Consider the following 26843-nt stretch of genomic DNA (forward strand, 5'->3'; position numbering starts at 1 on the left):
CCCCGGGCCGCCCCCACACCGACCGGGGGCCGGGGGGGCCCCCCGGGCCCGGGCGCCCCCCCGCCCCAACCCGTTTTGCCGGCCCGGGGGGGGGGGGGGGGGCGGGTGGCCCCCCCCGCCACCAAAAGGGGTGAACGGGCGTAACTTCTCACACTGCCACGCGTTGATGTGACCTAAGGTGCGGTCACCATCACGCTCCGCAGTTCCCTGCGGTCCGCCCTGCGGGCCGCGGATTCGGCCGGGTCCAACACCGGGACGGCCGCCAACAGGCCCTTGGTATAGGGGTCCCGGGGCGCGTCGTAGACCTCGTCGACCGTGCCGGACTCCACGATCCGGCCGCCGCGCATCACCGCGACGCGGTCGCTCACCTGCCGTACCACGGCGAGGTCGTGGGCGATGAAGACCAGCGACAGGCCGAGGTCGCGGCGGAGTTCCGCGAGCAGCGCGACGACCTGCGCCTGCGTGGTGACGTCCAGCGCGGAGACCGGCTCGTCGCACACGATGAGCTTCGGCTCGGGCGCCAGGGCCCGTGCGATACCGACGCGTTGGCGCTGCCCGCCGCTGAACTCGTGCGGGTACCTGTGGTACCACTCCGGGTCGAGGCCGACCCGCTCCAGCAGTTCCTTCACCCGGCCGACGACGGCCTTGTCGCTCAGCTCGCCCGCCGCCCGCAGCGGGTCCGCGATGGACTCGCCGATGCTGCGGCGCGGGTTGAGCGAGGAGACCGGGTCCTGGAAGACCATTTGCAGGTCGCGCCGCAGCGGGCGCAGCGCCTTGTCCCCCAGCCCGCCGATCTCCCGGCCCCGGTAGCGGATCTCGCCCGCGCTCGGGTCGAGCAGCCGCACGAGCATCCGCCCGAGCGTCGTCTTGCCGCTGCCGCTCTCGCCCACGATGCCGAGCGTCTCCCCGGCCCTGACCTGGAGCGACACGTCGTCCACGGCCGTGAGCCGCTGCCGCCCCTTGCCGAACTCCCGCCGCAGCGCGACCGCTTCCAGCAGGGGCTCGGCGCCGGGCTCTTCGGCCGTGCCCGTACGCGCGCCGCGTCCGCGTGGTGTCGCCGCGCCCACGGGCGCGGGAGCCGCGCCCGGCTCCCCGCCGTCCGTCGGCCGCGGGTCGATCCGGGGCACCGCCGACAGCAGCGCCCGCGTGTAGGCGTGCGCCGGGACGGCCAGCACCTCGGCGACCGGCCCGCGTTCGACGGCGGCGCCGTCCCGCATGACGAGGATGTCGTCCACGCTCCCGGCGACGACGCCCAGGTCGTGGGTGACGAGCAGCAGCCCCATGCCGGTCTCGGCCCGCAGTTCGTGCAGCAGGTCGAGGATCTGGGCCTGGACGGTGACGTCGAGAGCCGTCGTGGGCTCGTCGGCGATGAGCAGGCGCGGCTCGCACGCCAACGCCATCGCGATCAGGGCGCGTTGGCGCATGCCGCCGCTGAACTCGTGCGGCCGGGAGCGGGACCGGCGAGCGGCGTCGGGGATGCCGACGCGGTCCAGGACCTCGACGGCGCGGGCCCGCGCCGCGGCGCGCGAGCCGCGGTGGTGCACCCGGTAGACCTCGGCGATCTGGTCGCCGATGGCGTAGTAGGGGTCGAGCGAGGACAGCGGGTCCTGGAAGACCATGGCGGCGGCCCCGCCGCGCAGCTCGCGCAACTCGGCGTCGTCCGCGCCGAGTACGTCGGTCCCGGCGACCCGTACGGTCCCGGAGACCCGCGCGCCCGTACCGCGGTGCAGGCCGAGCAGGGCGTACGCGGTCGCGCTCTTGCCGGAGCCCGACTCGCCGACGAGCCCGAGCGCGCCGCCCGCGCCGAGCGTGAAGTCCAGCCCGTCGACGGCCCGTACGGCCCCGCCCTCGGTGGGGAATTCGATCCGCAGTCCCGCGACCTCCACCAACGGGGCTCCCAGGTCGGTGAGTTGCCCGGTCATGCCAGTACCACCCGTCGGTCGGCCACCGCGTACAGCACGTCGGCGACAGCGTTGGCCACGACGACGGCCAGGCCCATGACCAGCACGATCCCGACCACCACCGGCACGTCCTTGATCTGTACGGACTGCACGAGCTGCTGCCCGAGTCCGGGGATGTTGAACAGCGTCTCGGTGAGCAGCGCGCCGCCGAACATCGTGCCGAGGTCCAGCGCGGACAGCGCGATCACCGGGGTCAGCGCGCCCCGCAGCGCGTGCCGTACGACGATGGCCCGCTCGCTGACGCCGTACGCGCGGAAGGTGCGGATGTGGTCCTCCGCCAGCGTCTCCAGCATCGAACTGCGAGTCAGCCGGGCGTACTTGGCGGCCTCCACCAGGGCGAGCGCGAGCCAGGCCAGCAGCAGATTCCACGCCCACTGCTGCGGGTCCTCGGTGAGCGGGACGTACGAGGGGTACGGCAGCCACTGGAGCCAGGAGCAGAAGAGCAGGAGCAGCAGGATGCCCGTGATGAACACCGGGGTCGCCGTGCCGACCAACGTGAAGCCGGTCAGGGCCCGTTCGGTGACGGTGCCGCGCCGCAGCGCGGACAGCAGGCCGGTGCCGACGCCGATGACCAGCCACAGCACCATCGCGCCGAAGGCGAGCGACGCGGTGGCGGGCAGCTTCTCGCCGACCATCGACGTGACGAGTTCGCCGGTGCGGTACGACTGGCCGAGGCAGGGCGCCGGGCAGTGCAGCACATCGGTGCCGGTGCTGTAGTCGTGACCGGCGACGATGCCGCTGAGGAAGTGCCAGAACTGCACGTACACCGGGTCGTCGAGGCCCATCTGGCCGCGGATCTGCACGATCTGCGCGGTCGAGCACTTGGGGCCGCAGGCCAGCCGGGCCGCGTCGCCGGGCGCGAGGTAGAAGCACGCGTAGAGCACGGCGGCCAGGACGAGGAGGACGACGAGGGCCTGGAAGAGCCGCCGCCCGAGGAAGCGGATCACGCGCCGTCCACCGCCTCGGCGTCCGAGGCGCGGCCAGCCGTATCCGTCGCGGCCGTGTCCGAAGAAGCCGTGCCCCTCGGACCCGCAACCGTCGGACCCGTGTCCGAAAAAGCCAAGTCCGAAGAAGCCGTGTCCGAAGAAGCGTCCGCCTTCGCCGACTTCCGTCCCGTCCCCACCCGCAGCCTGCTGGCGACCCGCGGGTCCAGGGCCGTCCGCACACCGTCCGCGAAGACGGTGAAGGCGAGCACGGTCACGAAGAGCAGCAGGGCGGGCAGCAGGACGTACGCGGAGTCGGCCTGGTACCAGGTCGAGGCGCTGGAGAGCATCTGGCCCCAGGAGGGGGTGGGCGGGGTGACGCCGATGCCGAGGAAGGACAGGCCCGCCTCGGAGACGATGTTGGAGGGCAGCAGGATCGCCGCGTAGGTGACGACGGGCGCGACCAGCGCGGGCAGCAGTTCGCGGCGCGCGGTCCGCCACCGACTGGAGCCCGCGAGCCGTGAAGCGGCCACGTAGTCGAGGGACTTGAGGGTGAGCACCTGCGCGCGGACGATCTTCGCGATGCCGCCCCAGGCGAGCAGTCCGAGGACCAGCATCAGCAGCACGGGCCGCGGGAAGCCGTCGGGGACGACCGCGAGCAGCGCGATGGCGAAGATCAGCGCGGGCATGGTGACGAAGACGTCGGTGATCCGGCTGAGCACGCTGTCGAGGAACCGGTTGCCCAGGCCCGCGCCCAGGCCGAGGGCCACGCCGAGCGCGACCTGGAGGACGGTGGCGCCGAGGGCCACGACGAGCGAGATCCGCGAGCCGTAGACGAGCCGGGCGAACAGGTCGCGTCCGGTGCCGGGTTCGAGGCCGAGCCAGTGGCTGCCGGAGACCCCGCCGAAGGTGCCGACCGGTACGCCGCCGGCCGCGGAGTCGACCAGGTCGGCGTGGTAGGTGGTGGTGTCCTGCCCTTCGAGCGCGGCGAGCAGCGGTGCCGCCACCGCGACCAGGACGAACAGGACGATGACGGCGCCGCCGACGAGCGCCGCGCGCTGTCCGCGCAGCCGCCGCCAGATCTGCCGGGCCCCGGAGGGGGGCGCCGCGGTGGCGGCGCCCTCCCCGGCGGCCGAGACGGCCGAGAGTGCTTCGACGGTCACGGACTACTTCACCGCGGCCTGCGAGATGTCCAGCACACCGGTCCAGTCGCTGATCACGACGTTCTTGATGTTCTTGCCGAACAGCCGCTTGTAGACGGGGTGGAAGAGCGGCACGGTGAGCGCCTGCTCGCCGATCCTCTTGTCCAGCGCGCCCCAGCGGACGGCGGCGGCCTTGAGGTCGGTGATCTTGTTGATCTGGTCGATCTCGTTGTTCACGGCCGGGTCGTCGAGCTGCGCGTTGTTGAAGTTGGCGCCGTCCTTGACGATCTGGCGGCCGTCGAAGATCGGGCCGAGGAAGGGGCCGCCGGACGGCCAGTCCGCGCCCCAGCCGGTGAGGAAGAAGCCGGGCTCGGTCTTCAGGGTGTGGATCTTGTCGGAGAAGGCCGCGTGCTCCTGGCCGTCGAGCTTGACGGTGATCCCGGCCGCCTTGAGCGCCTCCTGGACGGCGGTGGCGACCTCGGGGCCCTGCTCGTCGCCCTTGGTGACGTCATGGGTGAGCGAGACGGTCAGGCCGTTGGGGTAACCGGCCTCCTTCAGCAGCTCCTTGGCCTTGGCCGGGTCACCGGTCTTGCCCGCGGGGAACGGGTCGTAGGCGGTGTAGCCGAAGGACGCCTGCGCGGGCAGGAAGGTGGTGGCCGGGTCGTTGAGCGACGAGCCGCCCTGCGCGTTGATCACCGTGGTGCGGTTGATCGCGTACGCGATGGCCTGCCGGACCTTGATGTCGTCGAACGGCTTCACCTTCGGGTTGAAGGCGATGTAGTCGGTGTAGCCGAAGTGCCCGGTGCCGACCCGCTGGGCGAGGTTCTTGTCGCCGGTCACCTTGGCCAGCTCGGCCGGGCCGAGGTTGGTGTCGGTGGTGACCGCGTCCGCGTCCTTGCCGACGCCCGCCGACAGACGCTGGTTGATCACGGCCTGGTCGAGGCCGGACTGCACGTCGATGGTGTCGGGGTACGCCTTGCGCTGGTCGTCGGTGGCGGCCGACCAGTTGGGGTTGCGCTTCAGCACCAGGTGCTCGCCGTTGTTCTCGTTGCTGACCACCTTGTACGGGCCGGAGGAGACCGGGTGCGCCGCGTATTTGGTGCCGGTGTCCTTGGCCTTGGGCACCGGCGCGAAGGAGGTCTGCGTGGCGAGCAGCGGGAATTCGCCCTCGGGCTTGTTCAGGTGGAAGACGATGGTCTTCGCGTCGGGCGTCTCGATCGAGGACAGGCCCTTGGGGTCCTTGTACGGGCCCTGGTAGTCGGCCGCGCCGACCAGCCAGTCCCGCAGGTAGGGCGCGCCGCCGGACAGCTCGGCGGCGAAGGACCGCTCGATGTCGTACTTGATGTCGGCGGTGGTGATGGGCGAGCCGTCCTCGTACTTCAGGCCGTCCTTGAGGTGGTACGTCCACACCGTGGCGTCCTCGCTGGGCTCGCCGGTGGTGGTCGCCAGGTCGGGGACGACCTTGGCGCCCGCGGCGCCGTCGGCGCGGTTGCGGGTGGTGAGCGTCCGGTAGACCAGCGACGGCACGTTGCCGCCGCCGGAGGTGTAGAGCCGGGCGGGGTCGAAGTTCTCCTGCGCCTGGTTGTTCAGGACGTACAGCGTGCCGCCCTTGCCCGGCTTGCCGTCGCCGCCCGCCTTGGCGTCGTCACCGTTCTTGGGACCGCAGGCGACGGCCCCTCCGGCAAGGGCCAGACCGACGGCGATCACGCCTATGCGGCGGGATGTGGAGGACAGTTGACGCATCAGAGGAACCTTTCGCGGCAGCGAGGAAGGGCGCGCACAGCGGTGCGCGCGAAAAAGCGGAAACGGGTCGTGACGTGCGGGACCGAAGGGTCCGGCCGGAGCAGCCCGTGGCGGAGGAGACGCCGTCCTGGGACGGCGGCCGGGCCTCTACGCGGTGGGGCTGGATGCGGTCAGCGACAGTGAACGTCGGCGACGCAGTGCGCGGCCACGCCGATGAGCGCCAGCTCGATGCCGGCGCGTGCATACGGATGTGCGTGGTGGTGCTGCATGGACAGAAGCGTGCAGCGACGCGACACCAATTGTCAAAGCCAGATCAATACGATCTCAAACGATCACTTATGGATTGCACCGCTGAGCGGGTCCGCGCCTACGGGATGCGGACGGCTCCGCCTACGGGTACGGCCACGCGTTCGGCTTGCAGGTGGGGCCGCCGTCGAGCGACAGGAATTTGGTCTGCTGCATCATCACCGGGGCCGGGGCGCCCTCCTTGGGACAGCCGACGTGGCTGTGCCCGAGACGGTGCCCGACCTCGTGGTTGATCAGCATCTGCCGGTACTCGTGCACCCGCGCGGCGCCGAATGTACTGGCGCCCTGCGCCCACCGGTAGGCGTTGATCATCGTGCGCGGAGTTGACGCGGAGTCACATGACACGTTCTCAACTGTCGTGTCCAGGCCGGACTTCGCGCACCACTTCGCGGTGGTGCCGGGACTGGCGAGCGTAATGACGATGTCCGCGGGGCCGGTTGAGACCCGCTCGAAGGACATCTGTCCGCCGTGGCCCCAACTCCGGCTGTCGTTCAGGGTCTTGAAGACGGTGTCGCTGAAGAGCTGCGCGTTCAGCGGCAGCCCGCGCTCGACGTCCACCCGGAAGCGCATGACCTTGCCCCTGCCCGGCGCGGCCTGGTGGCCGCCGACCGTGCTGAAGGCGCCGGACAGCCTCAGGTCCGGGTCCAGCGGGTACAGCTTGGCCATCAGCTCGTCGTACGTGGCGGCGGCCGGCGTCGCCGCCGGGGCCCCCGCGGGCGCGCTCGCGGCGCCGGGCGCGCGGTCCTGCGAGCGCGACGCCTCGTCGGCCGCCGAGCGCGTCGCGGTGTCCTTGCCGCTGTCCTCGCTGTGCCGTTTCTCACTTCCGCCGACCTGTCCCGCGACCACCACGGCGAGCACCGTGACGACGGCCGCGGCGGCGATCCCGCTGAGCGTGCGCCCCTTGCCGCCGGACTTGGTGTCCACGGCCGTGCCCGCGTCCGCCTCCGGCTCCGGGTCCGGCTCGGGCCCGGCGGCCGGGCCGCCGGGCGGCGGGTCCGCGGGCCCTTCCGGCTCCTGCGGTCCGAAGGCGTCGAGGAATTCCTGCCGCGGGCGCGGGATCAGCCGGCCCGGCGCCTGCATCTGGCCGGGGCCGGGCGCCTGCGCGTGCCGGGCGTACGGGCCCTGCCCCTGGCCGAGCGCGGGGCCCGCGGGCGGGGAGCTCAGCGCGGACGCGGTGTCGTACGCCTCCCAGTCCTCCGCCCACTCGTCGACGAGGTCGAAGGGCAGCTCGCGGGTGCGCGGCGGCCCGGAGTAGCGGCCGGTGTCCGCCGCCCAGTCGTCGGCCGGGCCCCACGCGGTGTGCTCGCGGTGCTCGGGGTGGGCGGGCGCCGGACCGCCGTGGTCCTGCGGCCGGTACTGCGGGAAGCTGCCCGTGTCGTGGCCGGACAGCGGTCCTGGACCGCGGCGGCGGCGCCCGCTGCCGGGGACGCCGGGCCGCAGGGGTCCTGGGACGCCCGGCATTCCGGGCGCGCCCGGAATGCCGTTGTCACGGCCGTCCTGGCCGTCCCGCGCGCTGTGCTTACCCACGTCGCCCACCCACGTCCTCGATCAGCTCCCGGTCGCCTCGGCGCCGGCGGGCCCCGCGTCCGTACGGCCCCGGCCGTCGTCCTCGGCTTCCGCGACCTCGTCCTGGAGATCGCGGAAGCCCCGGGCCACCAGCTCGGGGTGCTCCATCATCGCCACATGGCCGCCGTCGGGGATGACCAGCAGCCGGGAATCGCGGAAAGCCCTGGCCGCCCGGCGGGCGACCTTGACCGAGACGAGCTTGTCCCGGCCTCCGTACACGAGCAGCGTAGGGGCGAGGACGCGCTCCGCCTGCCGCCACAGCGAATGCTGGCCACCGAGCGTGTACGCGTCCACGATCCCACGGGTGGAACGCACCATGACGTCCCAGAAATACGGCAGTTCGATCCGCCGCTGGTATTCGGCGACCGCGTCGGCGCGGGCCTGCTCGCCGACCACCCCCGGGTCGCCGTAACAGAGCGCCAGCAGCTCCTGGGTCCTGCGCTCGGCCGGCCAGTTCCTCGTCGCGCGCAGATACAGCGCGGGGACGCCGGGCACCGAGAGCAGCCCGGTGGGCCAGGCGGTGCGCTGCGGCGGCAGCTCGGGGAGCGCGGGCGAGACCAGGGTGAGGGTGCGGACCAGGTCCGGCCGGGCGGCGGCGACCTTGACGGCCACCGCGCCGCCCAGCGAATTCCCGAAGAGGTGGACCGGGCCGCGCCGCTCGGCCTCCAGCAGCCGGACCACCGCCCGCGCGTGCCCCGGAATCGAGTAGTCGCCGTCGTCGGGCGGCGGGGAATGGCCGAATCCCGGCAGGTCCAGCGCCTGTCCCGCGACCCGGTCGGCCAGCGCGGCCATCAGCGCCGACCAGTTCTGCGAGGAGCCGCCGAGGCCGTGCACGAAGAGCGCGGGCGCCGTCCCCGGCCCGTCCGTACCGCGCGATCTGACCACCAGGGTGAGGCCGGGCAGGCTCGCCGTGTGCACCGATTCCCCCGGGGCGAGCCGCGGCCCGGGCGGGAGTACGACCGCCGGTTCTGCGGCCGTCTGGGGAACGTCGGTCGAGGGCATGGATGAATGTTACGAGACGATCACGCGTACGACCGCGTGTTCGCGGTCACAAGAACCTCCGCAAGGGCCGGAAGCCGCCACGCGCTCCGAGGGGCGCACGCCGCACACCGCGGCCGGGAAGCCGCCATGCACGCGCCTGCCCGGCCGCCTAGGCTCAAGGGTGAGGCAAGAGAAGGAGGGGCCATGTCCGAGAACACCGGGAACGGTAGCGGGGACATCGAACGCTTCGAGCGCGAGGCCGACGAATTCGACGCCGCCCAGATCGCCCGCGACACCGATCTGGATCTGGAAGCGCCGGAGGCCGACACCGCGGAACAGCACGCGGAACTGCTCCAGCAGCACGACGAACCGATCATCGCGCGCCCCTCCCACCAGGTGGAAGAGGCCGATCCGGCCGACGCGGCGGAGCAGCGCAGGGTCGTCGCGCCGGACGAGGACGACTACCGCTGACGGTCGCCGCTCACCGACGGATTCCGCAGGCGCTCTCGCGCGGAGGTTCCAGGTAGTGAGAATGTGCGACCGCACGGCGCACAGGGTCGTTACTGAAAAGTACGATGGCCATCGCAGTGTTCTATCGTTCCTCACTTCAGATTTGGGAGGCGGCGTGACAGCCATCGAGCAAGCTCAGGCGAGGCCGCGCGGCACACGCCTGCCCCGCCGGGCCCGACGTGAACAATTGCTGGGCGCGGCCCAGGAAGTCTTCGTGGCGCAGGGTTACCACTCGGCCGCGATGGACGACATCGCCGAGCGGGCCGGCGTGAGCAAGCCCGTGCTCTACCAGCACTTCCCCGGCAAGCTGGAGCTCTACCTCGCGCTGCTCGACCAGCACTGCGAGTCCCTGCTGCACTCGGTGCGGACCGCGCTGGCGTCCACCACGGACAACAAGAAGCGCGTCGAGGCCACCATGGACGCGTACTTCGCGTACGTCGAGGACGAGGGCGGCGCCTTCCGGCTGGTCTTCGAGTCCGACCTGACCAACGAACCCGCCGTCCGCGAGCGCGTCGACAAGGTCTCGCTCCAGTGCGCCGAGGCGATCAGCGAGGTCATCGCGGAGGACACCGGGCTCTCCCGCGACCAGTCGATGCTGCTGGCCGTCGGCCTCGGCGGTGTCTCCCAGGTCGTCGCCCGCTACTGGCTGGCGAGCAAGAGCACCGTGCCGCGCGACACCGCGGTGGACCTGCTGACCTCCCTGGCCTGGCGCGGTATCGCCGGATTCCCGCTGCACGGCGCGGAGGGCCACCACTGAGGCGGTGCCCCGCCGCCCGTCCGCGTCGCCCCGGGCCTGTTCGCTCACGGCGTTGCCGAGGTACGGATTTCCACCGGCCGCTCCGGGCTAGTCTTTGCTGCGTACGGCGCGAAACCAACCGCGCACACCGCCAGACCATCGGAGGTATCCAAGCCGTGGAGGTCAAGATCGGCGTGCAGCACGCGCCGCGCGAGATCAACATCGAGAGCGCGCAGTCCGTCGCGGAGGTCGAGCAGGCCGTCGCCGACGCGCTGTCCGGCGCCTCGAAGCTGCTGAGTCTGACGGATGAGCACGGCCGCAAGGTCCTGATCCCCGCCGACCGGCTCGCGTACGTGGAGATCGGCGAGCCGTCCGCCCGCAAGGTCGGTTTCGGCGCTTCGCTCTGAACGTCCGGCCCTGAAAGGGGCCGAAAGGGCGGCAACCGGTGCAACCGGTTGCCGCCCTTCGTTTTGTCCCGGCCTCCACAGGGGTAGGACCAGAGCGCACCGGTCCGTACCAGCCGTACCACCGGAAAGGGATCACGATGCTCTGGGAAGCCGTCGCCTACGTCGCCCTCGGGCTCGGCGCCGCCTATGCCGCCGCCCGCCTCTTCCCGCTCCGGCTCCCGTTGAGTCCGCTGCTGCTGGCCACAGGACCGATCGCCGCGCTGCTCGGCGGCCTCGTCACCCGCACGATCGTCGGTCCCGGCCACCCGGAGGCGACGCTGCCCGCCGCGCTGGCGGTGGGGGCGGCCATGCTGAGCGTCCTGGCCCGCCCGCCGAAGCGTGGCCGCCACGCCAAAGTGACCGCGTCGAGCGTCTGACGCGGCCACCGGCGTCCTCAGGAGTCGCGACGGGACCGGCCGTGACGGGACCGGCCGTGGCGGGACGGAGAGTTTCGCGGTGAGGCGTTACGCGGCGTTACGCGGTGTTACGCGGCCAGGCCCAGCGCGGCCATCCGCTTGGTGTGCGCCTCGGTGATCCGCGAGAACATCCGTCCGACCTCCGCGAGGTCGAAGCCGTCGGCGACCCCGCCGACGAGCATGGTGGACAGCGCGTCGCGGTCGGCGACCACCCGCTGCGCCTGCGACAGGGCCTCGCCCATCAGCCGCCGCGCCCACAGCGCGAGCCGCCCGCCGACGCGCGGCTCGGCGGCGATGGCGGCGCGCACCTTCTCCACGGCGAAGGTCGCGTGCCCGGTGTCGTCCAGCACCGCGAGCACCAGCGTGCGCGTATCGGTGTCGAGCCGGGCGGCGACCTCGCGGTAGAAGTCGGAGGCGATGGAGTCGCCGACGTACGCCTTGACGAGCCCTTCGAGCCAGTCCGAGGGCGCGGTCTGCCGGTGGAATTCGTCGAGCGCGGCGCCGAAGGGCTGCATCGCCTTGTTCGCCGACTCGCCGATCTCGGTGAGCCGGTCGCGCAGCCGCTCGAAGTGGTGGAATTCGGCGGCGGCCATCGCGGCCAGCTCCGCCTTGTCCTCCAGGGTCGGCGCGAGTTTCGCGTCGTCCGCGAGCCGTTCGAAAGCGGCCAGCTCGCCGTACGCCAGGGCCCCGAGCAGATCGACGACGGCGGCCCGGTACTGCGGGTCCGCGGACGCGGCGGTCCAGTCCTGGGCGGCGATTCCGGTGGCGGGCGTGGTGTTCTCGTCAGGCGTCTCCATGCTGGGCACAATAGCCAAGTCGGAGCGGCCCGTACGCACCCGTGCGGTGATCTTCGCGGGGCCGGTGACAGGCCGATGACGTGCCGGTGCCGTCCCGAACGAAACATTTGATCGGGTGCAGCTACGTGTTTCCGGGGTAGAGTGGTATTGCACCCGCCGAAAATCGGCTTGCTTCCGATCCTCGGCGGGCGACGTATGCAACACCTGGATGCCCGGTCGGTGGCCCGATCGGCTCCGACACCGACCGCCCTCCTGACATCGGGAGGGGCCCACTCGCGACACGAGCGAGGGCAGCGGTCCCGCGCTGCACAGCCGCCCACGGCTGTACGACACCTCTGCGCGGTCAGTGACCGGCGTCGTCTTTTCCGCGACACGGCCGCTCGACCCCCCTCGCCGCACAGTGCCGCGTCTCACAGAAGAGGCAAGCATCCTGTCCACCACCACGACTTTCCGCAGTCTCGGCATCCTGGCCGAGACCGCCGAGGCCCTTGAGGCCGTCGGCATCATCACCCCCTTCCCGATCCAGGAGATGACGCTCCCGGTCGCCCTCGCGGGCAACGACGTCATCGGCCAGGCCAAGACCGGCACGGGCAAGACCCTCGGTTTCGGTCTGCCGCTGCTGGAGCGCGTCACCGTGACCGCCGACGTCGAGGCCGGGCGCGCCACCGCCGACCGGCTCACCGACGCCCCGCAGGCCCTGGTCGTCGTCCCCACCCGCGAGCTGTGCCAGCAGGTCACCAACGACCTGCTGACGGCCGGCAAGGTCCGGAACGTACGCGTGCTCGCGATCTACGGCGGCCGGGCGTACGAGCCGCAGGTCGACGCGCTCAAGAAGGGCGTCGACGTGATCGTCGGCACCCCGGGCCGCCTGCTGGACCTCGCGGGCCAGAAGAAGCTCGATCTCAAGCACATCCGTTCGCTCGTCCTGGACGAGGCCGACGAGATGCTCGACCTGGGCTTCCTGCCCGACGTCGAGAAGATCATGGGCATGCTGCCGGTCAAGCGGCAGACGATGCTGTTCTCCGCGACCATGCCCGGCGCCGTGATCAACCTCGCCCGCCGCTACATGTCGCAGCCCACCCACATCCGCGCCACCGCGCCGGACGACGAGGGCGCGACCGTCGCGAACACCACGCAGCACGTCTTCCGCGCCCACTCGCTGGACAAGGTCGAGCTGGTCTCGCGCATCCTCCAGGCCGAGGGCCGCGGTCTCGCGATGATCTTCTGCCGCACGAAGCGGACCGCCGCCGACGTCGCCGAGCAGTTGGAGAAGCGCGGTTTCGCCTCCGGCGCGGTCCACGGCGACCTCGGCCAGGGCGCGCGCGAGCAGGCGCTGCGGGCGTTCCGCAACGGCAAGGTCGACGTGCTGGTCTGCACCGACGTGGCCGCGCGCGGTATCGACGTCGAGGGCGTCACGCACGTCATCAACTACCAGACGCCCGAGGACGAGAAGACCTACCTCCACCGCATCGGCCGCACCGGCCGCGCGGGCGCCTCGGGTATCGCGATCACGCTGGTCGACTGGGACGACATCCCGCGCTGGCAGCTCATCAACAAGGCGCTGGTGCTGTCCTTCAACGACCCGGAGGAGACGTACTCGACGTCTCCGCACCTCTACGAGCTGCTGGGCATCCCGGTCGGCACGAAGGGGATACTGCCTCGGGCGGACCGGACGCGTGCCGGTCTCGACGCCGAGGTCGTCGAGGACCTGGGCGAGACCGGTGGCCGCGGCGCCCGCGGCAACGGCCGTCGGCCGGCCGGCGGCAAGCCCGCCGCCGCGCCCGTCGAGGACCGCCCGGCCCGTACGCGCACCCCGCGCCAGCGCCGCCGCACCCGCGGTGGCGAGGCCGCGTCCGGTGCGGCCCCCACGTCGGCCGTCGGCGCCGAGGCCGTGGAGTCCGCCGTCGCGGTCTCCCAGCCCGGTACGGACGAGGTGGCCGCGCCCCGCACCCCGCGCCGCCGTCGCCGTACGCGCGGTGCCGCTCCCGAGGCGGTCGCCGTGGAGACGGTGACGGCTGTCGAGCCGGTCCCCGCCGCTCCGGTCGCCGAGGAGGCCCCCAAGGCACCGCGGCGCCGCCTGCGCAAGGCCGTCGCTGAGCCGGTCGGTGCGCAGACTCCGGCCGCCGCCGCGGTGACGCCGGTGGTCGAGGAGGAAGCGCCCAAGGCCGCCCGCCGCCCGGCCCGCCGCTCGATCCTCAACGGCGAGCCCGAAGAGACCGCCGCCCCGGTCACCCCGGTCGCCGAGGAGGCACCCAAGACACCGCGCCGCCGCACTCGCAAGGCGGTCGCCGAGGCACCCGCCGCGGTGACCCCGGTGGTCGAGGAGGAGGCGCCCAAGGCCGCCCGCCGCCCGGCCCGCCGCTCGATCCTCAACGGCGAGCCCGAAGAGACCGCCGCCCCGGTCACCCCGGTCGCGGACGAGGCGCCCAAGACGCCGCGCCGCCGCACCCGCAAGGCCGCGACGGCCGTCACCGCCGAGGTGCCCGCACCCGCGGTCGCGCCGGAGGCGGAGAGCACCGCGGACGCGCCGAAGCCGGTGCGCAAGCGGGCGCCCCGCAAGACCGCCGCCGCCGCTGCCGCGGCGGTCGAGGTCGCCGAGGTACCGGCTCCCGCCACCGCGGGGGACGAGGCGCCGAAGACCCCGCGCCGCCGTACCCGCAAGGCGGTCGCCGCGACGGCCGCGGACGAGGGCTGACCTCGGCCGTCTCCGCCGCCGCACCCGTACGGACGAACGCCCCCGGCCCCTCGGCCGGGGGCGTTCGCGTGCCGGGGACACCGGGATCGGGCGGAGGCAACCTGTCGGACATATGCACCGCGTAATCTCGGTTCATGAGCCGACCCACTGCCCTGGATCTGCCGGAGAACGTGTCCGCCCATCGGCTGGAGACGGCCCGCGGATCCTTCGCCGTACTCGACGCCTCCCCCGCCCCCGACGCCCCGCCGCGCGGCACCGCGCTGCTCGTGCCCGGCTTCACCGGCAGCAAGGAGGACTTCCTCCCGCTGCTCACCCCGCTGTCGGCGGCCGGTTTCCGGGTGGTGGCGGTGGACGGCCGCGGCCAGTACGAGTCGGGCGGCCCGCGCGAGGAGAGCGCCTACGCGCAGGGCGAGTTGGCGGCCGACGTGGTCGCGCAGACGGCGGCGCTCGCGGCGGCCGGCGGGGGCGGCCCCGTGCATCTGCTGGGCCATTCGCTGGGCGGTCTCGTCGTACGGGCGGCGGTGATCGACCAAGGTCCCGGCGCGTGGGCGTCGTTGACGCTGATGAGCACGGGTCCGGGTGCGATCTCCGAGGAACAACAGACCCGCACCCAGTTGTTGATCGATGTGCTGCCGGTGATGGATCTGGAGGCCGTCTGGCAGGCGATGCGGTCGATGGACGCGGAGAACGGCGAGCAGCCGGACACCCCGCCCGCCGTCGAGGCGTTTCTGCACCGCCGCTGGGTGACCACGCTGCCAGAGCAACTCGCTGTCACCGCACGGCAGTTGATGGACGAGCCGGACCGGGTGGACGAGCTGGCCGCGGCCGGTCCGCTGCCGAAGCTGGTGATCTCGGGCGAAGTCGACCATGTGTGGCCGCCGTCGTGGATGGACGCGATGGCGACTCGGCTGGGCGCCGAGCGCGCGGTGATCAAGGGCGCGGAGCACTCGCCGAACACCGAGCGTCCCGCCGAGACGGCGGCGGCGCTGATCGCCTTCTGGACCGGCGGCGCGGGGGACGACGGCACAAGCCTTACCGGTGAGTAATTAGATCGAGAAAGTTTTTCTTTAGTCTAGGGAATGTTTTCGAGGGGGTGTTGGTTGACTACACATGTAACGAGCGACGAAGGGAGAAGCCCCATGCGCTTCGAGATCATGCGACTCGACGACCGAAACGGCAACGCCGTGGACAGCACCGTCGTGGACGCCTCCGCCGTCAACAAGATCGTGCAGCAGGCCGCTGCCATAGGCCAGCGCATCTACATCCGCCCCGCGGACTGACGACACCACAGGGCCTGGCCCACCGCATCGGCGCCCCGTACATGAAGACGTACGGGGCGCTTTCGCGTGTCCGGGGGGCCGCAGGAGGCCGCGGGAGGGGCGGCGGGAGGGCTCAGCCCTCGCCGTGGATGAAGCCGAAGATGCCGTTGGCGACCTGCTGGACGGCGATGGCCGACAGGAGCATGCCCGACAGCCGGGTCACCAGCACCACACCGCCCTCCTTGATCAGCCGGATGATCGCCAGCGAGTACCGCATCGTCAGCCACAGCACGGCGTGCATCGCGATGATCGCCACCCACACCGACATCTGCTGACCGAACCCGTCCGCGTGCTGCACCGCCAGGATCACGGTCACGATCGCGCCGGGGCCCGCCAGCAGCGGCATCCCCAGCGGCACCAGCGCGACGTTCACGTCCTTCGTCTGCGTCGGCTCGTCCGCCTTCCCGGTCAGCAGATCCAGCGCGATCAGCAGAAGCAGCAGCCCGCCCGCCACGCGCAGCGCGGGCACCGACACATGCAGATAGTCGAGGATCTGCTGCCCGCAGATCCCGAACACCGTGATCACCCCGAGCGCCACCAGCGCCGCCTGCCACGCCATCCGGCGCTGCACCTTCGTGGCGCGCCCCGAGGTCAGCGCGAGAAAAATGGGCGTGATACCGGGCGGATCCATGATCACGAAGAGCGTGACGAATACCGACCCGAAGAGGGTGACGTCGAACATGGGGCGACTTTCTGGTGAGGGGGGCGGGTCGGGCTGCGCCCGGCAGACGGCGTGTGGGGAACGGGCCACCGGGCCGCGGCCACGGGGAGGCCGTCAGCCGACGTCACCTCCGCACGGGTGGCTGGGGGCCGGAAAACGCACCGCGCCGCAGGCGCGGGAGAGGGCCCCGGGGGCTCCCCGAAGCGAGGAGCGGGGTCACGTAGGGGCGCTAGACGGCGCTGATGGGCACCGCGCCCGTCGCCCGCCGGGCGATCTCGCGGTAGACCTCGGGGTCGGTGACGCAGTCGCCGAGACGGCAGGTCTTACGACTGCCGTGATAGTCGCTCGACCCGGTGGCCAGCAGCCCCGCCTCGGCCGCGAAGGCCCGCAGCCGGGCCCGGGTCGGGGCGTCGTGGTCCACGTGGTCGACCTCGATGCCGTCGAGCCCGGCCGACGCCAGTTCCGCTATCACCGACTCCGGTACGGTCTCGCCGCGCTTGTGCGCGCCGGGGTGCGCGAAGACGGTGACGCCGCCCGCGCCCTTGACCAGCCGTACCGCGTCGAAGGGGTCCAGCTCGTGCTTGGGTACGTAGGCCCGCCCGGCATTCGTCAGCCAGTCGTCCGTGAAGGCGTCGGAGACGGTGGGGACCACGCCCAGCTCCACCATCGCGGTCGCGATGTGGGGGCGGCCGACGGAGCCGTCCCCGGCGATGGCGGCCACCCGCTCCCAGGTCACGGGCACGCCCAGCTCCTGGAGCTTCGCCACCATGGCCCGCGCCCTGGGCACCCGGTCGTCCCGTACCAGCTCCCGCTCCCGGTACAGCTCCGGCTCCTCCGGGTCGAACAGGTACGCCAGCATGTGCATGCTGATCCCGTCGATCCGACAGGACAGCTCCGCGCCGGTGACCAGCGTCAACGGCACCGTCAGCGCGCGCAGCGCCGCCGTCGCCTCCGCGTATCCGCCCACCGTGTCGTGGTCCGTCAGCGCCACGACGTCCAGACCGGCCCCCGCCGCGTTCCGCACCAGCTCGGCGGGCGCGTCGGTGCCGTCACTCGCGGTGGAGTGAGCGTGCAAATCAATCCGCACCGGGGCGCTCCGCTGGGCAGTAGTGTCTTCTCGGCCAGCCGCCAGCATAAGCCTTCCCCCCACCCCACCCGCCGCTGCTCCGCCACCCCCCGCCCCTGACGGGGCGCACCGTCTTTCGCCCGGACGGCGAGCCGATCATTTAAGGGGCGCGGGCCTGTGCTTGATCTGCGGCTGCCGCCGCGCGGGCGCGCTCAACCACCACGCTCCCGCACGTCACCACCCGCCCCAACGGGGCAATCCGGTAGTCCCCGGACCACCGGCCGGTGATGGGTTACCCGCGCAGTTCCCCGCGCCCCTAACGGGGCCCACCCCCTTTCGCCCGGACGGCGAGCCGATCCTTTAAGGGGCGCGGGGAACTGCGCGCTCAGCCGAAGCGCTCCCGCACGTCACCACCCGCCCCAACGGGGCAGACCGGTTGTCGCCGGACCACCGGCCGGTGGGGGGTCGCCGCGCCCCGGGGGGGGACCGACTTGCGCAAGGCGCGGGTACGGGTGGGGGTGGCCCCCCCCGGGAGGGGTTAGGCGAGGAGGCGGGGGGAGAGGGCCCCGCAGGGGAGCATGTCGACCTCGGCCCCGGCGTCGCGGAGGTCGGTGAGGACGAGCTCGTCGTACATGAGGAGCCCGGTCTGCTCGGGCCAGACGATGGCCCAGAGCCAGAGCCCGCGGGCCTCGCCGGCGAAGACGACACGGTCGTCGGGAGCGCCGTTGACGTGCCAGAGCGGCGTCGGCCGCCCGGCGGCGAGCACCTTGGCGTGCGGAGGCTTGTCGACGCACATGCCGGGCCCCGGATCGGGCCCGGGAATCCCGGCGTGACGGGCGCCGAGCCCGACGCCCAACTCCTCGGCGATGAGCATGAGTTCACCGGGTCCACCGAGCGGCCCGGGTCCCGAGCAGGCCACGGCGGTGGCCCGCCCGCCGCTGCGGTCGTCACCCGCGGCGGCGACACCGGAGAAGAGCCAGCCGACCGGCAGGGGCCACGGCATCCAGACGGGCACCTGGGCGCGGTGCACCACGACGCCGAGCGCCTCGACGCTCGGGGGCACGACGGGTTGCAGCGGATACACGGTCCCGTGCTCGTCGCACTGCCAGGAGTCGGCGAAGAGGCCGGGCGCTCGCACCCTGCCACCGCACTTCGGGCAACTGGGTTCGCCCCTCATAACGACCAACGGTCCTCCGGGTCCGTGCCCCCGTCAAGGACGATCACCCAGGTGGTTCAGCGACACCACGCGCCTGGCGGAGCGCGGGACGCGACCGGGACCGGCGGCCCGGATCAGCCGAGGGCCACGGCCCCGCGCAGCGGATCGCGCAGGTCCGTGCCGTGCGAGAGCCAGCGTTCCTGGAGAGCGGCGGCGCCGTGCACCCGCTTCCAGGCGGCCTCGGTGTGGGTCATCGGCAGCAGCGGCAGGAAGCGGACGGGGTCGGGCGCCGGGTCGAGGGCGTCGAGCACCAGATCCTCGACCAGGCCCCCGCCCTCGGCGACGAGCACGGCGGAGAAGGGCGCGCCCGGCCAGAGCGGCTCGCCGACGTCCAGCGAGTTGCCGGGGGCGACGACGACCCCTTCGACCTGCGGAGAGGCGCCGAGTACGGCGAGCGGCCGCAGCACCTTGTCGGTTTCGGCCACACCGGCGCGTACCGACAGCAGCAGTTCGGCGCGCGGGCCGCGTACGGGATCGGCGACGGTGGCGAGAGGCTCGTTCATGGGCTGCGCCGACATCCCGAGGGTGGCGTATCGCAGCAGGTCACCGTCGCGGTAGCGGAGTACTTCGATGCGGTCGACGCCGAGGAACGTCACGGCGGCGCGCGCGTCCGGCGCGCCGAAGGCGGAGCGCAGTCGCGCCTCGACCAGCGTCAGGAGATCACCCATGCGGCGAGCATAGATCGCGTATGGAACCGGCCAAGCGCGGTCGAGCGGGCACGCGGACGCGCTAAGGTGGGGTGTTCATATACGACATCCCCCAGCGGGGCATGGCCGGAGGAGGTGGGGACTGCAGTGGATCCGAGTCGACCGTGCAGTACCGGCAGCTCTTCCGAACGCCGTCCCGTGATGTGAGCCTGCGCGCTACTTACCCGGCCCCTGTGCCGTGAAACGCGTGACCTCACGATCCTCACGATCTGCCCGCGGAGCGAATCCGCGTCGGAAGAGCGCCCTGAACTGCCTGGTGATCAGCCAGTACTGATCCCGTCCTGATCAGCATTCAGTGCGGCGTGATGCCGTCGGCCAGTCCGTGAAGGAGCTTGCCATGTCGATGATCCGTGATCTGCGCGCTGTCGTACGCCCCGCGCTGCGCAAGAGCACCGCGTCCTACGACTACGGGCCGACTCACGACGTCTCCGCCGCCGGCAGCGCGGTGGTGGACTGCGCGGTCTACCGCGACGGCGTGCGGTGCAGCGACACCGTCGGTCTCAGCGAGGCGCTGGCGAGCGTGCGGGCCGGGCGCAGCGGCGAGCAGTGCGACGGGCGCGACGGCTTCGTGTGGATCGGTCTGCACGAGCCGACCGAGCAGGAATTCGCCGGTATCGCCCAGGAGTTCGGCCTGCACCCGCTGGCGGTCGAGGACGCGGTCCACGCCCACCAGCGGCCGAAGCTGGAGCGGTACGACGACTCGCTGTTCACGGTCTTCAAGACGATCCGCTACGTCGAGCACGCCGAGCTGACCGCCACCAGCGAGGTGGTGGAGAGCGGCGAGGTGATGGTCTTCACCGGCCGGTATTTCGTGATCACCGTGCGGCACGGCAGCCACGGTTCGCTGCGCTCGCTGCGGCACCGCCTCGAGGATGACCCCGAGCTGCTGGCCAAGGGCCCGTCCGCGGTGCTGCACGCCATCGCCGACCAGGTCGTGGACGACTACCTGGCCGTCACCGAGGCCGTGCAGGACGACATCGACGAGGTCGAGATCGACGTCTTCTCGGCCGAGAACGGCAAGCCGTCGCGCGGCGGCGACGCGGGCCGGATCTACCAGCTCAAGCGCGAGGTGCTGGAGTTCAAGCGCGCGGTGGCGCCGCTGCTGCGGCCGATGCAGGTGCTCGGCGAGCGGCCGATGCGGCTGATCGACCCGGAAATCCAGAAGTACTTCCGCGATGTCGCCGACCACGTGGCCCGCGTCCACGAGCAGGTCATGGGCTTCGACGACCTGCTCAACTCGATCCTCCAGGCCAACCTCGCGCAGGCCACCGTCGTGCAGAACGAGGACATGCGCAAGATCACCGCCTGGGCGGCGATCCTGGCCGTCCCGACGATGATCACCGGCGTGTACGGGATGAACTTCGACACGATGCCGGAGCTGCGCTGGAAGTTCGGCTATCCGACCGTGCTGATCGGCATCGTGGCGATCTGTTACGTGATCCACCGCGGCTTCCGGCGCAACGGCTGGCTCTGACCCCGGCTCCGGCTCCAACCCCGCTCTGACCCCGGCTCTGGCTCCGGCTCCGACGCGGGTGCGCGCGGCGCTCAGGCGGTCTTCCTGCGGTCGGCGAGGATCACCAGGGCCAGGCCCACGAGGATCACGCAGAGCGCCGGGTAGGCGGACCAGGCCGGGATCTGGCCCAGCCACAGCGCGGCGATCAGCGCCGCGCCCGGCGTCTCCAGCAGGATCGCGGTGGAGGTGGTGGACGGGCCGAGGCCGCGTACCACCCGGTTGAGCAGCGAGTGCCCGAGCAGTTGCGCGACGACGGTGAGGGCGGCGATCCTCAGCCACGTACGGCCGTCGTAGCCGCCGAGCGCGGAGCCGGAGACCAGGCAGGTGACCAGCAGGACCGCGGCGGTGGTCGCGTAGCAGACGTAGGTGTACGCGGTCGTGCTCGCGGTCCTGCGCACCTCGGAGCCGAGCAGGACGTATCCGGCGGCGGCGATGCCGCCGCCGAGGGCCAGGGCGTCGCCCGCGAGGGCCCGGGTGTCGGTGGACAGGTCGATGCCGGTGAGGATGACGACGCCCGCCACGGCGAGCGCGGTGCCCACCCACACCAGCCGGGGCGGCCGGTGGCCGCGTATCCGCAGGATGATCGTGGTCCAGATCGGCGTGGTGGTGCACAGGGCGGTCGAGGTGGCCACCGACGTCATCGACAGGCTCGGCAGCCACAGCCCGAAGTGCAGCGCGAGCACGACACCGGCGAGCACCGAGAGCGTCATCGCCCTGCGGCCCATCCGCCGCAGTTCGGCACGGCCCCGCCACAGGGCGAACGGGCTGAGGACGCCGACCGCCATCGCGTTCCGCCAGAAGGCGATGGCGAGCGCGGGCGCGGCCGTCGAGGCGATCAGCGGGGCCGACATCGAGACGCTGGCGATGGCCACGGTGAGCAGCGTGAAGTCCAGCGTCCGCGCGGCGGCGGGCTCGGCGCCCGGCCCTCCCGCGGCGGCGGGCCCCGTACCGGTGTCCGGCAGCGGAAGCGCGGCGGCGGCGGGCTCGGCGGTCACGGGACTCCTCGGGCGGACGCGGTGCGGTGACAGGGACGGCCGCGGGTCGGACACCGGAGCGTCGGACACGGGGGCGGACACGGTGCCGCGCCCGTCGGCAGCCACCAGCGTAAGGCCCATGGCGGGTCCACGTACCTGTCGGTCCGTACCGTGATACCGGCCGGGGTCCGCCGCCTGTGGCCAGCGCCTAAAGTGGCGGCATGACGACCGCTGTGAGCGCAGAGCAGACCGCCCTCGTCGAGGAGGCCACCAAGAAGTCGGGCCTGGTGTGGGTGGACGGCCAGGCGCTGTGGCACGCGTGGGTGGACGGCGCGATGTGCGTGGTCGGCGGCGGGCCCGTCGAGCAGCCGCTGCCGCCGGGGCTCGCCGACGGCGGGCGCGCCACGGTCGTCGTCCGCAGCAAGGACAAGGGCGGGCGGCTGGTGGCCTGGACGGCCCTGGTCGCCCTGCTGCCGCCGGACGGCGAGGCGTGGGAGGCGGCCGTGGCGGAGCTGAAGGGCAAGCGGCTCAACTCCGTCGACGCCGAGACGGTCACCGAGCGCTGGGCCCGCGACTGCCGGGTCTTCCGGCTGGCGCCCGAGGGCGCTCCCGTCGAACACCCCGGCGCGATGCCGGACGTCTCCGGCGCGGCGGTCCCGGTCGCGACCCCGGCCACGACCCGGCATCCGGTCCCGGCCGGTCTGCCGAAGCTGCTGGCCCGCCGCCGCAAGGCGTAGCGCGCCGGGCCCGGCTACTTCGTCGTCACCGATTTGCCGTAGTCGACCACCGAGGACTTGTTCGGCGCCGCGAGCGTGAAGTCCTCGCCCCAGTCGGAGAGGGTGAGCGTCCCCGCGTTGCCCGCGCGCTGGTAGCGCAGCGGGTAGGGCGTGCCCTTGAGGGAGACGTCCAGCGAGCCGCCCTTGGTGCCGTTGAGGGCGACGGTCCTGGTGTCGCCGACCTTGCGGTGGTCGCCGAGCTTGAGGTCGCCGTCGAGCACGAAGAGGTCGGCGAGCAGCACCTTCTTGTCGGTGAAGCCGCTGAACTGCTTGTACGCGGGGTCGTCGGTGGGCACCTTGACGTATTTGTCGTCGAGCTTCTGGGCGGCGGCCTTGCCGTTCTTGTCGGCGCCCGCGTCGCCGTAGAAGTCGGCGCCCGCCTTGAGGTAGAGGTCGGCTCCGACCCGCAGGAGCTGGAAGGTCGTGCCCTTGGTGGTGACCTCGCCGACGCCGCCGTTGTCCCGCAGCCGCATGTCGAGCCGGAAGCTCTGCCCCTTGCTGATCACCGTGCCCGCCAAGCGTACGGTCGGCGCGGTCTCGGCGGCGGTCTTCGCCTTCTGCTCGACGGTCGCGGGCGGCAGCTTGGCGACGCCGTTGGTGCCCGCGTCGGGGTCGCCGCCGAAGCCGAGGCATCCGGTGAGTACGGTCGCCGCGCACAGTGTTCCGAGAGCGGCGGCTGCGGTCCGGCGGCCGGGATACACGTGTTCTCGTCCTCCTGCGGAGACGGCGGGGGGCACCCCGGACGAGTCCGGGGAGGCGTCCAGAAGCTACCGCACGGTACCCCCGGCGAGCACCCCATGGGGCGGGCAAGATCGGCTGGGAGTAGCCTGGCGACGGATGACGAGTGGACCGGAGCAGCCCTCCGTGGACCGGTAGGAGGCCCCCCGATGGCCGCAGGCAGCCCGCGGGTCTTCGTCTCCCATCTTTCGGGCGTCGCGGTCTTCGATCCGAACGGCGACCAGGTGGGCCGGGTCCGTGACGTCGTGGTGATGCTGCGGGTCGGCGGACGGCCGCCGCGGGTGCTCGGCCTGGTGGTCGAGGTGGTCAGCCGCCGCCGGATCTTCCTGCCCATGACACGGGTCACCGGGGTCGAGTCCGGCCAGGTGATCACCACCGGGGTGCTGAACATGCGCCGCTTCGAGCAGCGGCCGACCGAGACGCTGGTGCTGGGCGAGCTGCTGGACCGCCGGGTGCGCCTGGTCGCCGAGGACCCGGGGCAGGACGCGGGGCAGGACGCCGGAGGGGACGGCGGGCAGAGTGCGGCGGACGCGAGCGCGGGCGAGTCCGGCGCGGAGGTCACCGTCCTCGACGTCTCCATGACCCAGCTCCCGGCCCGTCGCGACTGGGAGATCGACAAGGTCTTCGTCCGCCGCGGCAGGCCCGGGGCCCTGCGCCGCAAGGGAGCCACCCTCACCGTCGACTGGTCGGCGGTGACCGGCTTCCGGCTGGCCGAGGACGGCCAGGGCGCGGAGAACCTGGTGGCGACCTTCGAACAGCTCCGCCCGGCCGACCTGGCGAACGTCCTGCACCACCTGTCGCCCAAGCGGCGCGGCGAGGTGGCCGCGGCGCTCGACGACGACCGGCTGGCGGACGTCCTGGAGGAGCTGCCCGACGACGACCAGGTGGAGATCCTCAGCAAGCTCAAGGAGGAGCGCGCCGCGGACGTCCTGGAGGCGATGGACCCGGACGACGCGGCCGACCTGCTGGCCGAACTGCCCGCGGACGAGCAGGAACGACTCCTCACGCTGATGCAGCCGCAGGACGCGGCGGGCGTACGGCGGCTGCTGTCGTACGAGGAGCGGACCGCGGGCGGCCTGATGACCACCGAGCCGATCGTGCTGCGCCCTGACGCCACGGTCGCCGACGCGCTCGCCCGAATCCGCAACCCCGACCTGTCCCCCGCGCTGGCCGCGCAGGTCTACGTGTGCCGGCCGCCGGACGAGACGCCGACCGGCAAGTACCTGGGCCTGGTGCACTTCCAGCGGCTGCTGCGCGACCCGCCGTTCACGCTGCTCGCCTCGATCGTGGACACCGACCTCCAGCCGCTGACGCCCGACACCCCGCTGCCCGCGGTGACCAGCTACCTGGCGACGTACAACATGATCTCGGCGCCCGTGGTGAACGCGACCGGGGGGCTGCTGGGCGCGGTCACGGTGGACGACGTGCTGGACCACCTGCTGCCCGAGGACTGGCGCGAGACGGATCTGCACGGCGCGGTCGGGCCGCACGGGCACCACATGACGGACGACGGCACGGACGACGCGGCGGACGACGACGCGCGGGGCGGCATGACGGGGGTGGGCGACGATGGCGGCCGATGACCGCGACCGGGAGCGCTTCCGGCACCCGCCCGGCGCGACCGCCACCTCGCGCCCCCGCGTGCGGCTCGACCAGCCGCGCGCCCCGCGCCGCAGCCTGCTGCCGACGTACGACCCGGAGGCGTTCGGCAAGCTCTCCGAGCGCGTGGCCCGCTTCCTGGGCACCGGACGGTTCATCGTCTGGATGACGGTCCTCATCATCCTGTGGGTGCTGTGGAACATCTTCGCGCCGCCGTCGATCCGCTTCGACAACTACCCGTTCATCTTCCTGACCCTGATGCTGTCCCTCCAGGCGTCGTACGCGGCCCCGCTGATCCTGCTCGCGCAGAACCGGCAGGACGACCGGGACCGGGTCAACCTCGAACAGGACCGCAAGCAGGGCGAGCGGAGCATCGCCGACACCGAGTACCTGACCCGCGAGGTCGCGGCGCTGCGGATGAACCTCGGCGAGGTCGCCACCCGCGACTGGATCCGCTCCGAACTCCAGGACCTGCTCAAGGAGATCGAGGACCGGCAGGCCGGGGGCGGCCACGGCACGAGCCCCGGCGGCAGGCCCAGCGGCGGCAGGACCCACACCAAACGCGGCCCCGAGGCCAGGCGCGGCACGGACGGCGGGCACGGCTCCGGGACCGGCCCCGGCTCGGGCCCCGGCTCCGACAACGAGGGCAGTGACGAAGGCGACGGCCGGGGGCGCTGAACCGCGCTCGGCCACCGCCGTACCATCGACGTATGGCTACCGACACCGCAGTCTCCACGCCGACCGAAGACGCCGTGCGCGCCGCGCTCGCGACGGTGAACGACCCGGAGATCCACAAACCGATCACCGACCTCGGCATGGTCAAGTCCGTGGACATCGGCGCCGACGGCTCGGTCGCCGTCACCGTCTATCTCACGGTGTCCGGCTGCCCGATGCGCGACACCATCACCAACGCCGTCACGGCGGCGGTCGAGGGCGTCGCCGGGGTCACCTCGGTACAGGTCACGCTCGACGTGATGAGCGACGAGCAGCGGCGCGGCCTGGCGTCGTCGCTGCGCGGCGGGCAGGCGGAGCGCGAGATCCCGTTCGCCCAGCCGGGCTCGCTGACCCGCGTCTACGCCGTCGCGTCCGGCAAGGGCGGTGTCGGCAAGTCCTCGGTGACGGTCAACCTGGCGGCGGCGATGGCGGCCGACGGGCTGAAGGTCGGCGTGGTGGACGCGGACATCTACGGGCACAGCGTGCCGCGCATGCTCGGCGCGGACGGCCGGCCCACCCAGGTCGAGAACATGATCATGCCGCCGTCGGCGCACGGCGTGAAGGTCATCTCGATCGGCATGTTCACCCCCGGCAACGAGCCGGTGGTGTGGCGCGGGCCGATGCTGCACCGCGCGCTCCAGCAGTTCCTGGCGGACGTGTACTGGGGCGACCTCGACGTGCTGCTGCTCGACCTGCCGCCCGGCACCGGTGACATCGCCATCTCCGTCGCACAGCTCGTGCCGAACGCGGAGATCCTGGTCGTCACGACCCCGCAGCAGGCGGCGGCCGAGGTCGCCGAGCGCGCCGGGTCGATCGCCGTGCAGACCCACCAGAAGATCGTCGGCGTGGTGGAGAACATGGCGGGCATGCCGTGCCCGCACTGCGACGAGGTCATCGACGTCTTCGGCTCGGGCGGCGGCGAGCGGGTCGCCGAGGGGCTGACCCGGATGACCGGCGCGACCGTGCCCGTCCTCGGGCAGATCCCCATCGACGTGCGGCTCCGCGAGGGCGGCGACGACGGGCGTCCGGTGGCGCTCAGCCACCCCGAGTCCCCCGCGGGCGCTGCCCTGCGGTCCATCGCGGGCAAGCTGGGCGGCCGTCAGCGCGGCCTGGCGGGGATGTCCCTGGGGATCACCCCGCGCAACAAGTTCTGAGCGCTCGGCGGCCGGGCGGGCGGGCCGGCCGGCGAGCGTACGGGACGGCGGGGGGGGGGGGGGGGGGGGGGAGCCCCCCCCCCCCCCCCCCCGCGCCCCCCCCCACGGGGGGGGGGCCCCCCCCCGGGGCCCCCGCCCACCGAGAACGGGGCCACCCGAAACACCCCCCCAACCCCCCCCGCAA

Annotated in this window: 26 protein-coding genes; 12 read left to right on the forward strand and 14 right to left on the reverse strand. The window is 72.6% G+C overall.

Annotated features, from left to right (window positions below; translation table 11 throughout):
- Positions 1-173: 173 nt before the first annotated feature.
- The 7 genes from ACFZAM_RS36680 to ACFZAM_RS36710 all read right to left on the reverse strand — a co-directional run bounded on the left by ACFZAM_RS36680 (position 174) and on the right by ACFZAM_RS36710 (position 8643).
- Positions 174-1922, reverse strand: coding sequence for a dipeptide ABC transporter ATP-binding protein (locus ACFZAM_RS36680; protein WP_391052836.1), 1749 nt, complete (start codon positions 1920-1922; stop codon positions 174-176).
- Positions 1919-2908 carry an ABC transporter permease gene (locus ACFZAM_RS36685; protein WP_355348635.1) on the reverse strand — a complete coding sequence of 330 codons (990 nt, stop codon included), beginning with the start codon at positions 2906-2908 and terminating at the stop codon, positions 1919-1921. Before ACFZAM_RS36685 ends, ACFZAM_RS36680 begins: the two co-directional genes overlap by 4 nt.
- Positions 2905-4047 (reverse strand): ABC transporter permease subunit, encoded by a 1143-nt coding sequence (locus tag ACFZAM_RS36690; RefSeq protein WP_391052840.1) that lies wholly within the window; start codon positions 4045-4047, stop codon positions 2905-2907. Before ACFZAM_RS36690 ends, ACFZAM_RS36685 begins: the two co-directional genes overlap by 4 nt.
- A 3-nt stretch (positions 4048-4050) precedes the next feature.
- Positions 4051-5769 carry an ABC transporter substrate-binding protein gene (locus ACFZAM_RS36695; RefSeq protein WP_391052843.1) on the reverse strand — a complete coding sequence of 573 codons (1719 nt, stop codon included), beginning with the start codon at positions 5767-5769 and terminating at the stop codon, positions 4051-4053.
- Positions 5770-5939: 170 nt separating this feature from the next.
- Positions 5940-6038, reverse strand: coding sequence for an Ms4533A family Cys-rich leader peptide (locus tag ACFZAM_RS36700; protein WP_355348626.1), 99 nt, complete (start codon positions 6036-6038; stop codon positions 5940-5942).
- Positions 6039-6159: 121 nt separating this feature from the next.
- Complete coding sequence (locus ACFZAM_RS36705) at positions 6160-7602, reverse strand: DUF3152 domain-containing protein (protein WP_391052845.1); 1443 nt, start codon at positions 7600-7602, stop codon at positions 6160-6162.
- Between the two features lie 21 nt (positions 7603-7623).
- The gene (locus tag ACFZAM_RS36710; RefSeq protein WP_355348620.1) at positions 7624-8643 is read right to left on the reverse strand and encodes an alpha/beta hydrolase; all 1020 of its coding nucleotides are present in this window, start codon (positions 8641-8643) and stop codon (positions 7624-7626) included.
- Between the two features lie 183 nt (positions 8644-8826).
- Here ACFZAM_RS36710 and ACFZAM_RS36715 point away from each other — a divergent pair, with 183 nt between their 5' ends.
- From ACFZAM_RS36715 to ACFZAM_RS36730, 4 genes are all read left to right on the forward strand, one after another.
- Positions 8827-9093, forward strand: coding sequence for a hypothetical protein (locus ACFZAM_RS36715; RefSeq protein ID WP_355348617.1), 267 nt, complete (start codon positions 8827-8829; stop codon positions 9091-9093).
- A gap of 154 nt (positions 9094-9247) precedes the next feature.
- Positions 9248-9889 (forward strand): TetR/AcrR family transcriptional regulator, encoded by a 642-nt coding sequence (locus ACFZAM_RS36720; protein ID WP_355348614.1) that lies wholly within the window; start codon positions 9248-9250, stop codon positions 9887-9889.
- 155 nt (positions 9890-10044) lie between these two features.
- A complete protein-coding gene (locus ACFZAM_RS36725) occupies positions 10045-10275 on the forward strand; it encodes a DUF3107 domain-containing protein (RefSeq protein ID WP_188281577.1) in 231 nt (76 codons plus the stop codon).
- Positions 10276-10412: 137 nt separating this feature from the next.
- Positions 10413-10691 carry a hypothetical protein gene (locus ACFZAM_RS36730; protein WP_355348609.1) on the forward strand — a complete coding sequence of 93 codons (279 nt, stop codon included), beginning with the start codon at positions 10413-10415 and terminating at the stop codon, positions 10689-10691.
- Positions 10692-10798: 107 nt separating this feature from the next.
- Here ACFZAM_RS36730 and ACFZAM_RS36735 read toward each other — a convergent pair whose 3' ends face one another.
- Positions 10799-11527, reverse strand: coding sequence for a ferritin-like fold-containing protein (locus tag ACFZAM_RS36735; protein ID WP_355348606.1), 729 nt, complete (start codon positions 11525-11527; stop codon positions 10799-10801).
- A 529-nt stretch (positions 11528-12056) separates the two neighbouring features.
- Here ACFZAM_RS36735 and ACFZAM_RS36740 point away from each other — a divergent pair.
- The 3 genes from ACFZAM_RS36740 (at position 12057) to ACFZAM_RS36750 (ending at position 15502) form a co-directional block, all read left to right on the forward strand.
- Positions 12057-14222, forward strand: coding sequence for a DEAD/DEAH box helicase (locus ACFZAM_RS36740; RefSeq protein ID WP_391052873.1), 2166 nt, complete (start codon positions 12057-12059; stop codon positions 14220-14222).
- 134 nt (positions 14223-14356) lie between these two features.
- Positions 14357-15268: an alpha/beta hydrolase gene (locus tag ACFZAM_RS36745; protein ID WP_355348603.1), complete on the forward strand. Its 912-nt coding sequence runs from the start codon at positions 14357-14359 to the stop codon at positions 15266-15268.
- Between the two features lie 93 nt (positions 15269-15361).
- Positions 15362-15502: a hypothetical protein gene (locus ACFZAM_RS36750; RefSeq protein WP_355348600.1), complete on the forward strand. Its 141-nt coding sequence runs from the start codon at positions 15362-15364 to the stop codon at positions 15500-15502.
- 112 nt (positions 15503-15614) lie between these two features.
- Here the strand turns inward: ACFZAM_RS36750 and ACFZAM_RS36755 are convergent, their stop codons facing one another.
- From ACFZAM_RS36755 to ACFZAM_RS36770, 4 genes are all read right to left on the reverse strand, one after another.
- Positions 15615-16223 carry a MarC family protein gene (locus tag ACFZAM_RS36755; protein WP_188284666.1) on the reverse strand — a complete coding sequence of 203 codons (609 nt, stop codon included), beginning with the start codon at positions 16221-16223 and terminating at the stop codon, positions 15615-15617.
- 208 nt (positions 16224-16431) lie between these two features.
- Entirely contained in the window at positions 16432-17289 is an 858-nt protein-coding gene (locus ACFZAM_RS36760; protein WP_391052855.1) for a PHP domain-containing protein, read from the reverse strand.
- Between the two features lie 517 nt (positions 17290-17806).
- Positions 17807-18445 carry a DUF6758 family protein gene (locus tag ACFZAM_RS36765; RefSeq protein ID WP_355348593.1) on the reverse strand — a complete coding sequence of 213 codons (639 nt, stop codon included), beginning with the start codon at positions 18443-18445 and terminating at the stop codon, positions 17807-17809.
- Positions 18446-18558: 113 nt separating this feature from the next.
- Positions 18559-19152, reverse strand: coding sequence for a suppressor of fused domain protein (locus ACFZAM_RS36770; protein ID WP_355348590.1), 594 nt, complete (start codon positions 19150-19152; stop codon positions 18559-18561).
- Positions 19153-19528: 376 nt separating this feature from the next.
- Between ACFZAM_RS36770 and ACFZAM_RS36775 the strand changes: the two genes are divergently transcribed.
- A complete protein-coding gene (locus tag ACFZAM_RS36775; RefSeq protein ID WP_355348587.1) occupies positions 19529-20665 on the forward strand; it encodes a magnesium and cobalt transport protein CorA in 1137 nt (378 codons plus the stop codon).
- 71 nt (positions 20666-20736) lie between these two features.
- On the opposite strand, the gene ACFZAM_RS36780 is transcribed toward ACFZAM_RS36775, so the two are convergent.
- Positions 20737-21699 carry an EamA family transporter gene (locus ACFZAM_RS36780; protein WP_391052860.1) on the reverse strand — a complete coding sequence of 321 codons (963 nt, stop codon included), beginning with the start codon at positions 21697-21699 and terminating at the stop codon, positions 20737-20739.
- A gap of 200 nt (positions 21700-21899) precedes the next feature.
- On the opposite strand from ACFZAM_RS36780, the gene ACFZAM_RS36785 reads away from it, so the two are divergent.
- Complete coding sequence (locus ACFZAM_RS36785) at positions 21900-22415, forward strand: hypothetical protein (protein WP_391052863.1); 516 nt, start codon at positions 21900-21902, stop codon at positions 22413-22415.
- 14 nt (positions 22416-22429) lie between these two features.
- Here ACFZAM_RS36785 and ACFZAM_RS36790 read toward each other — a convergent pair whose 3' ends face one another.
- Complete coding sequence (locus ACFZAM_RS36790) at positions 22430-23155, reverse strand: hypothetical protein (protein ID WP_355348581.1); 726 nt, start codon at positions 23153-23155, stop codon at positions 22430-22432.
- A 186-nt stretch (positions 23156-23341) separates the two neighbouring features.
- Here ACFZAM_RS36790 and ACFZAM_RS36795 point away from each other — a divergent pair, with 186 nt between their 5' ends.
- Genes ACFZAM_RS36795 through ACFZAM_RS36805 form a run of 3 tightly spaced genes read left to right on the forward strand, consistent with a single transcriptional unit; the run spans position 23342 to position 26659 of the window.
- Entirely contained in the window at positions 23342-24775 is a 1434-nt protein-coding gene (locus ACFZAM_RS36795) for a magnesium transporter MgtE N-terminal domain-containing protein (RefSeq protein WP_391052866.1), read from the forward strand.
- The gene (locus tag ACFZAM_RS36800) at positions 24762-25469 is read left to right on the forward strand and encodes a DUF1003 domain-containing protein (RefSeq protein WP_391052869.1); all 708 of its coding nucleotides are present in this window, start codon (positions 24762-24764) and stop codon (positions 25467-25469) included. Before ACFZAM_RS36795 ends, ACFZAM_RS36800 begins: the two co-directional genes overlap by 14 nt.
- A 32-nt stretch (positions 25470-25501) precedes the next feature.
- On the forward strand, positions 25502-26659 hold the full coding sequence (locus ACFZAM_RS36805; protein WP_355348575.1) for an Mrp/NBP35 family ATP-binding protein: 1158 nt from the start codon (positions 25502-25504) through the stop codon (positions 26657-26659).
- Positions 26660-26843 lie beyond the last annotated feature (184 nt).

This window comes from Streptomyces sp. NPDC008079, assembly GCF_042957385.1.
Taxonomy (GTDB): Bacteria; Actinomycetota; Actinomycetes; order Streptomycetales; family Streptomycetaceae; genus Actinacidiphila.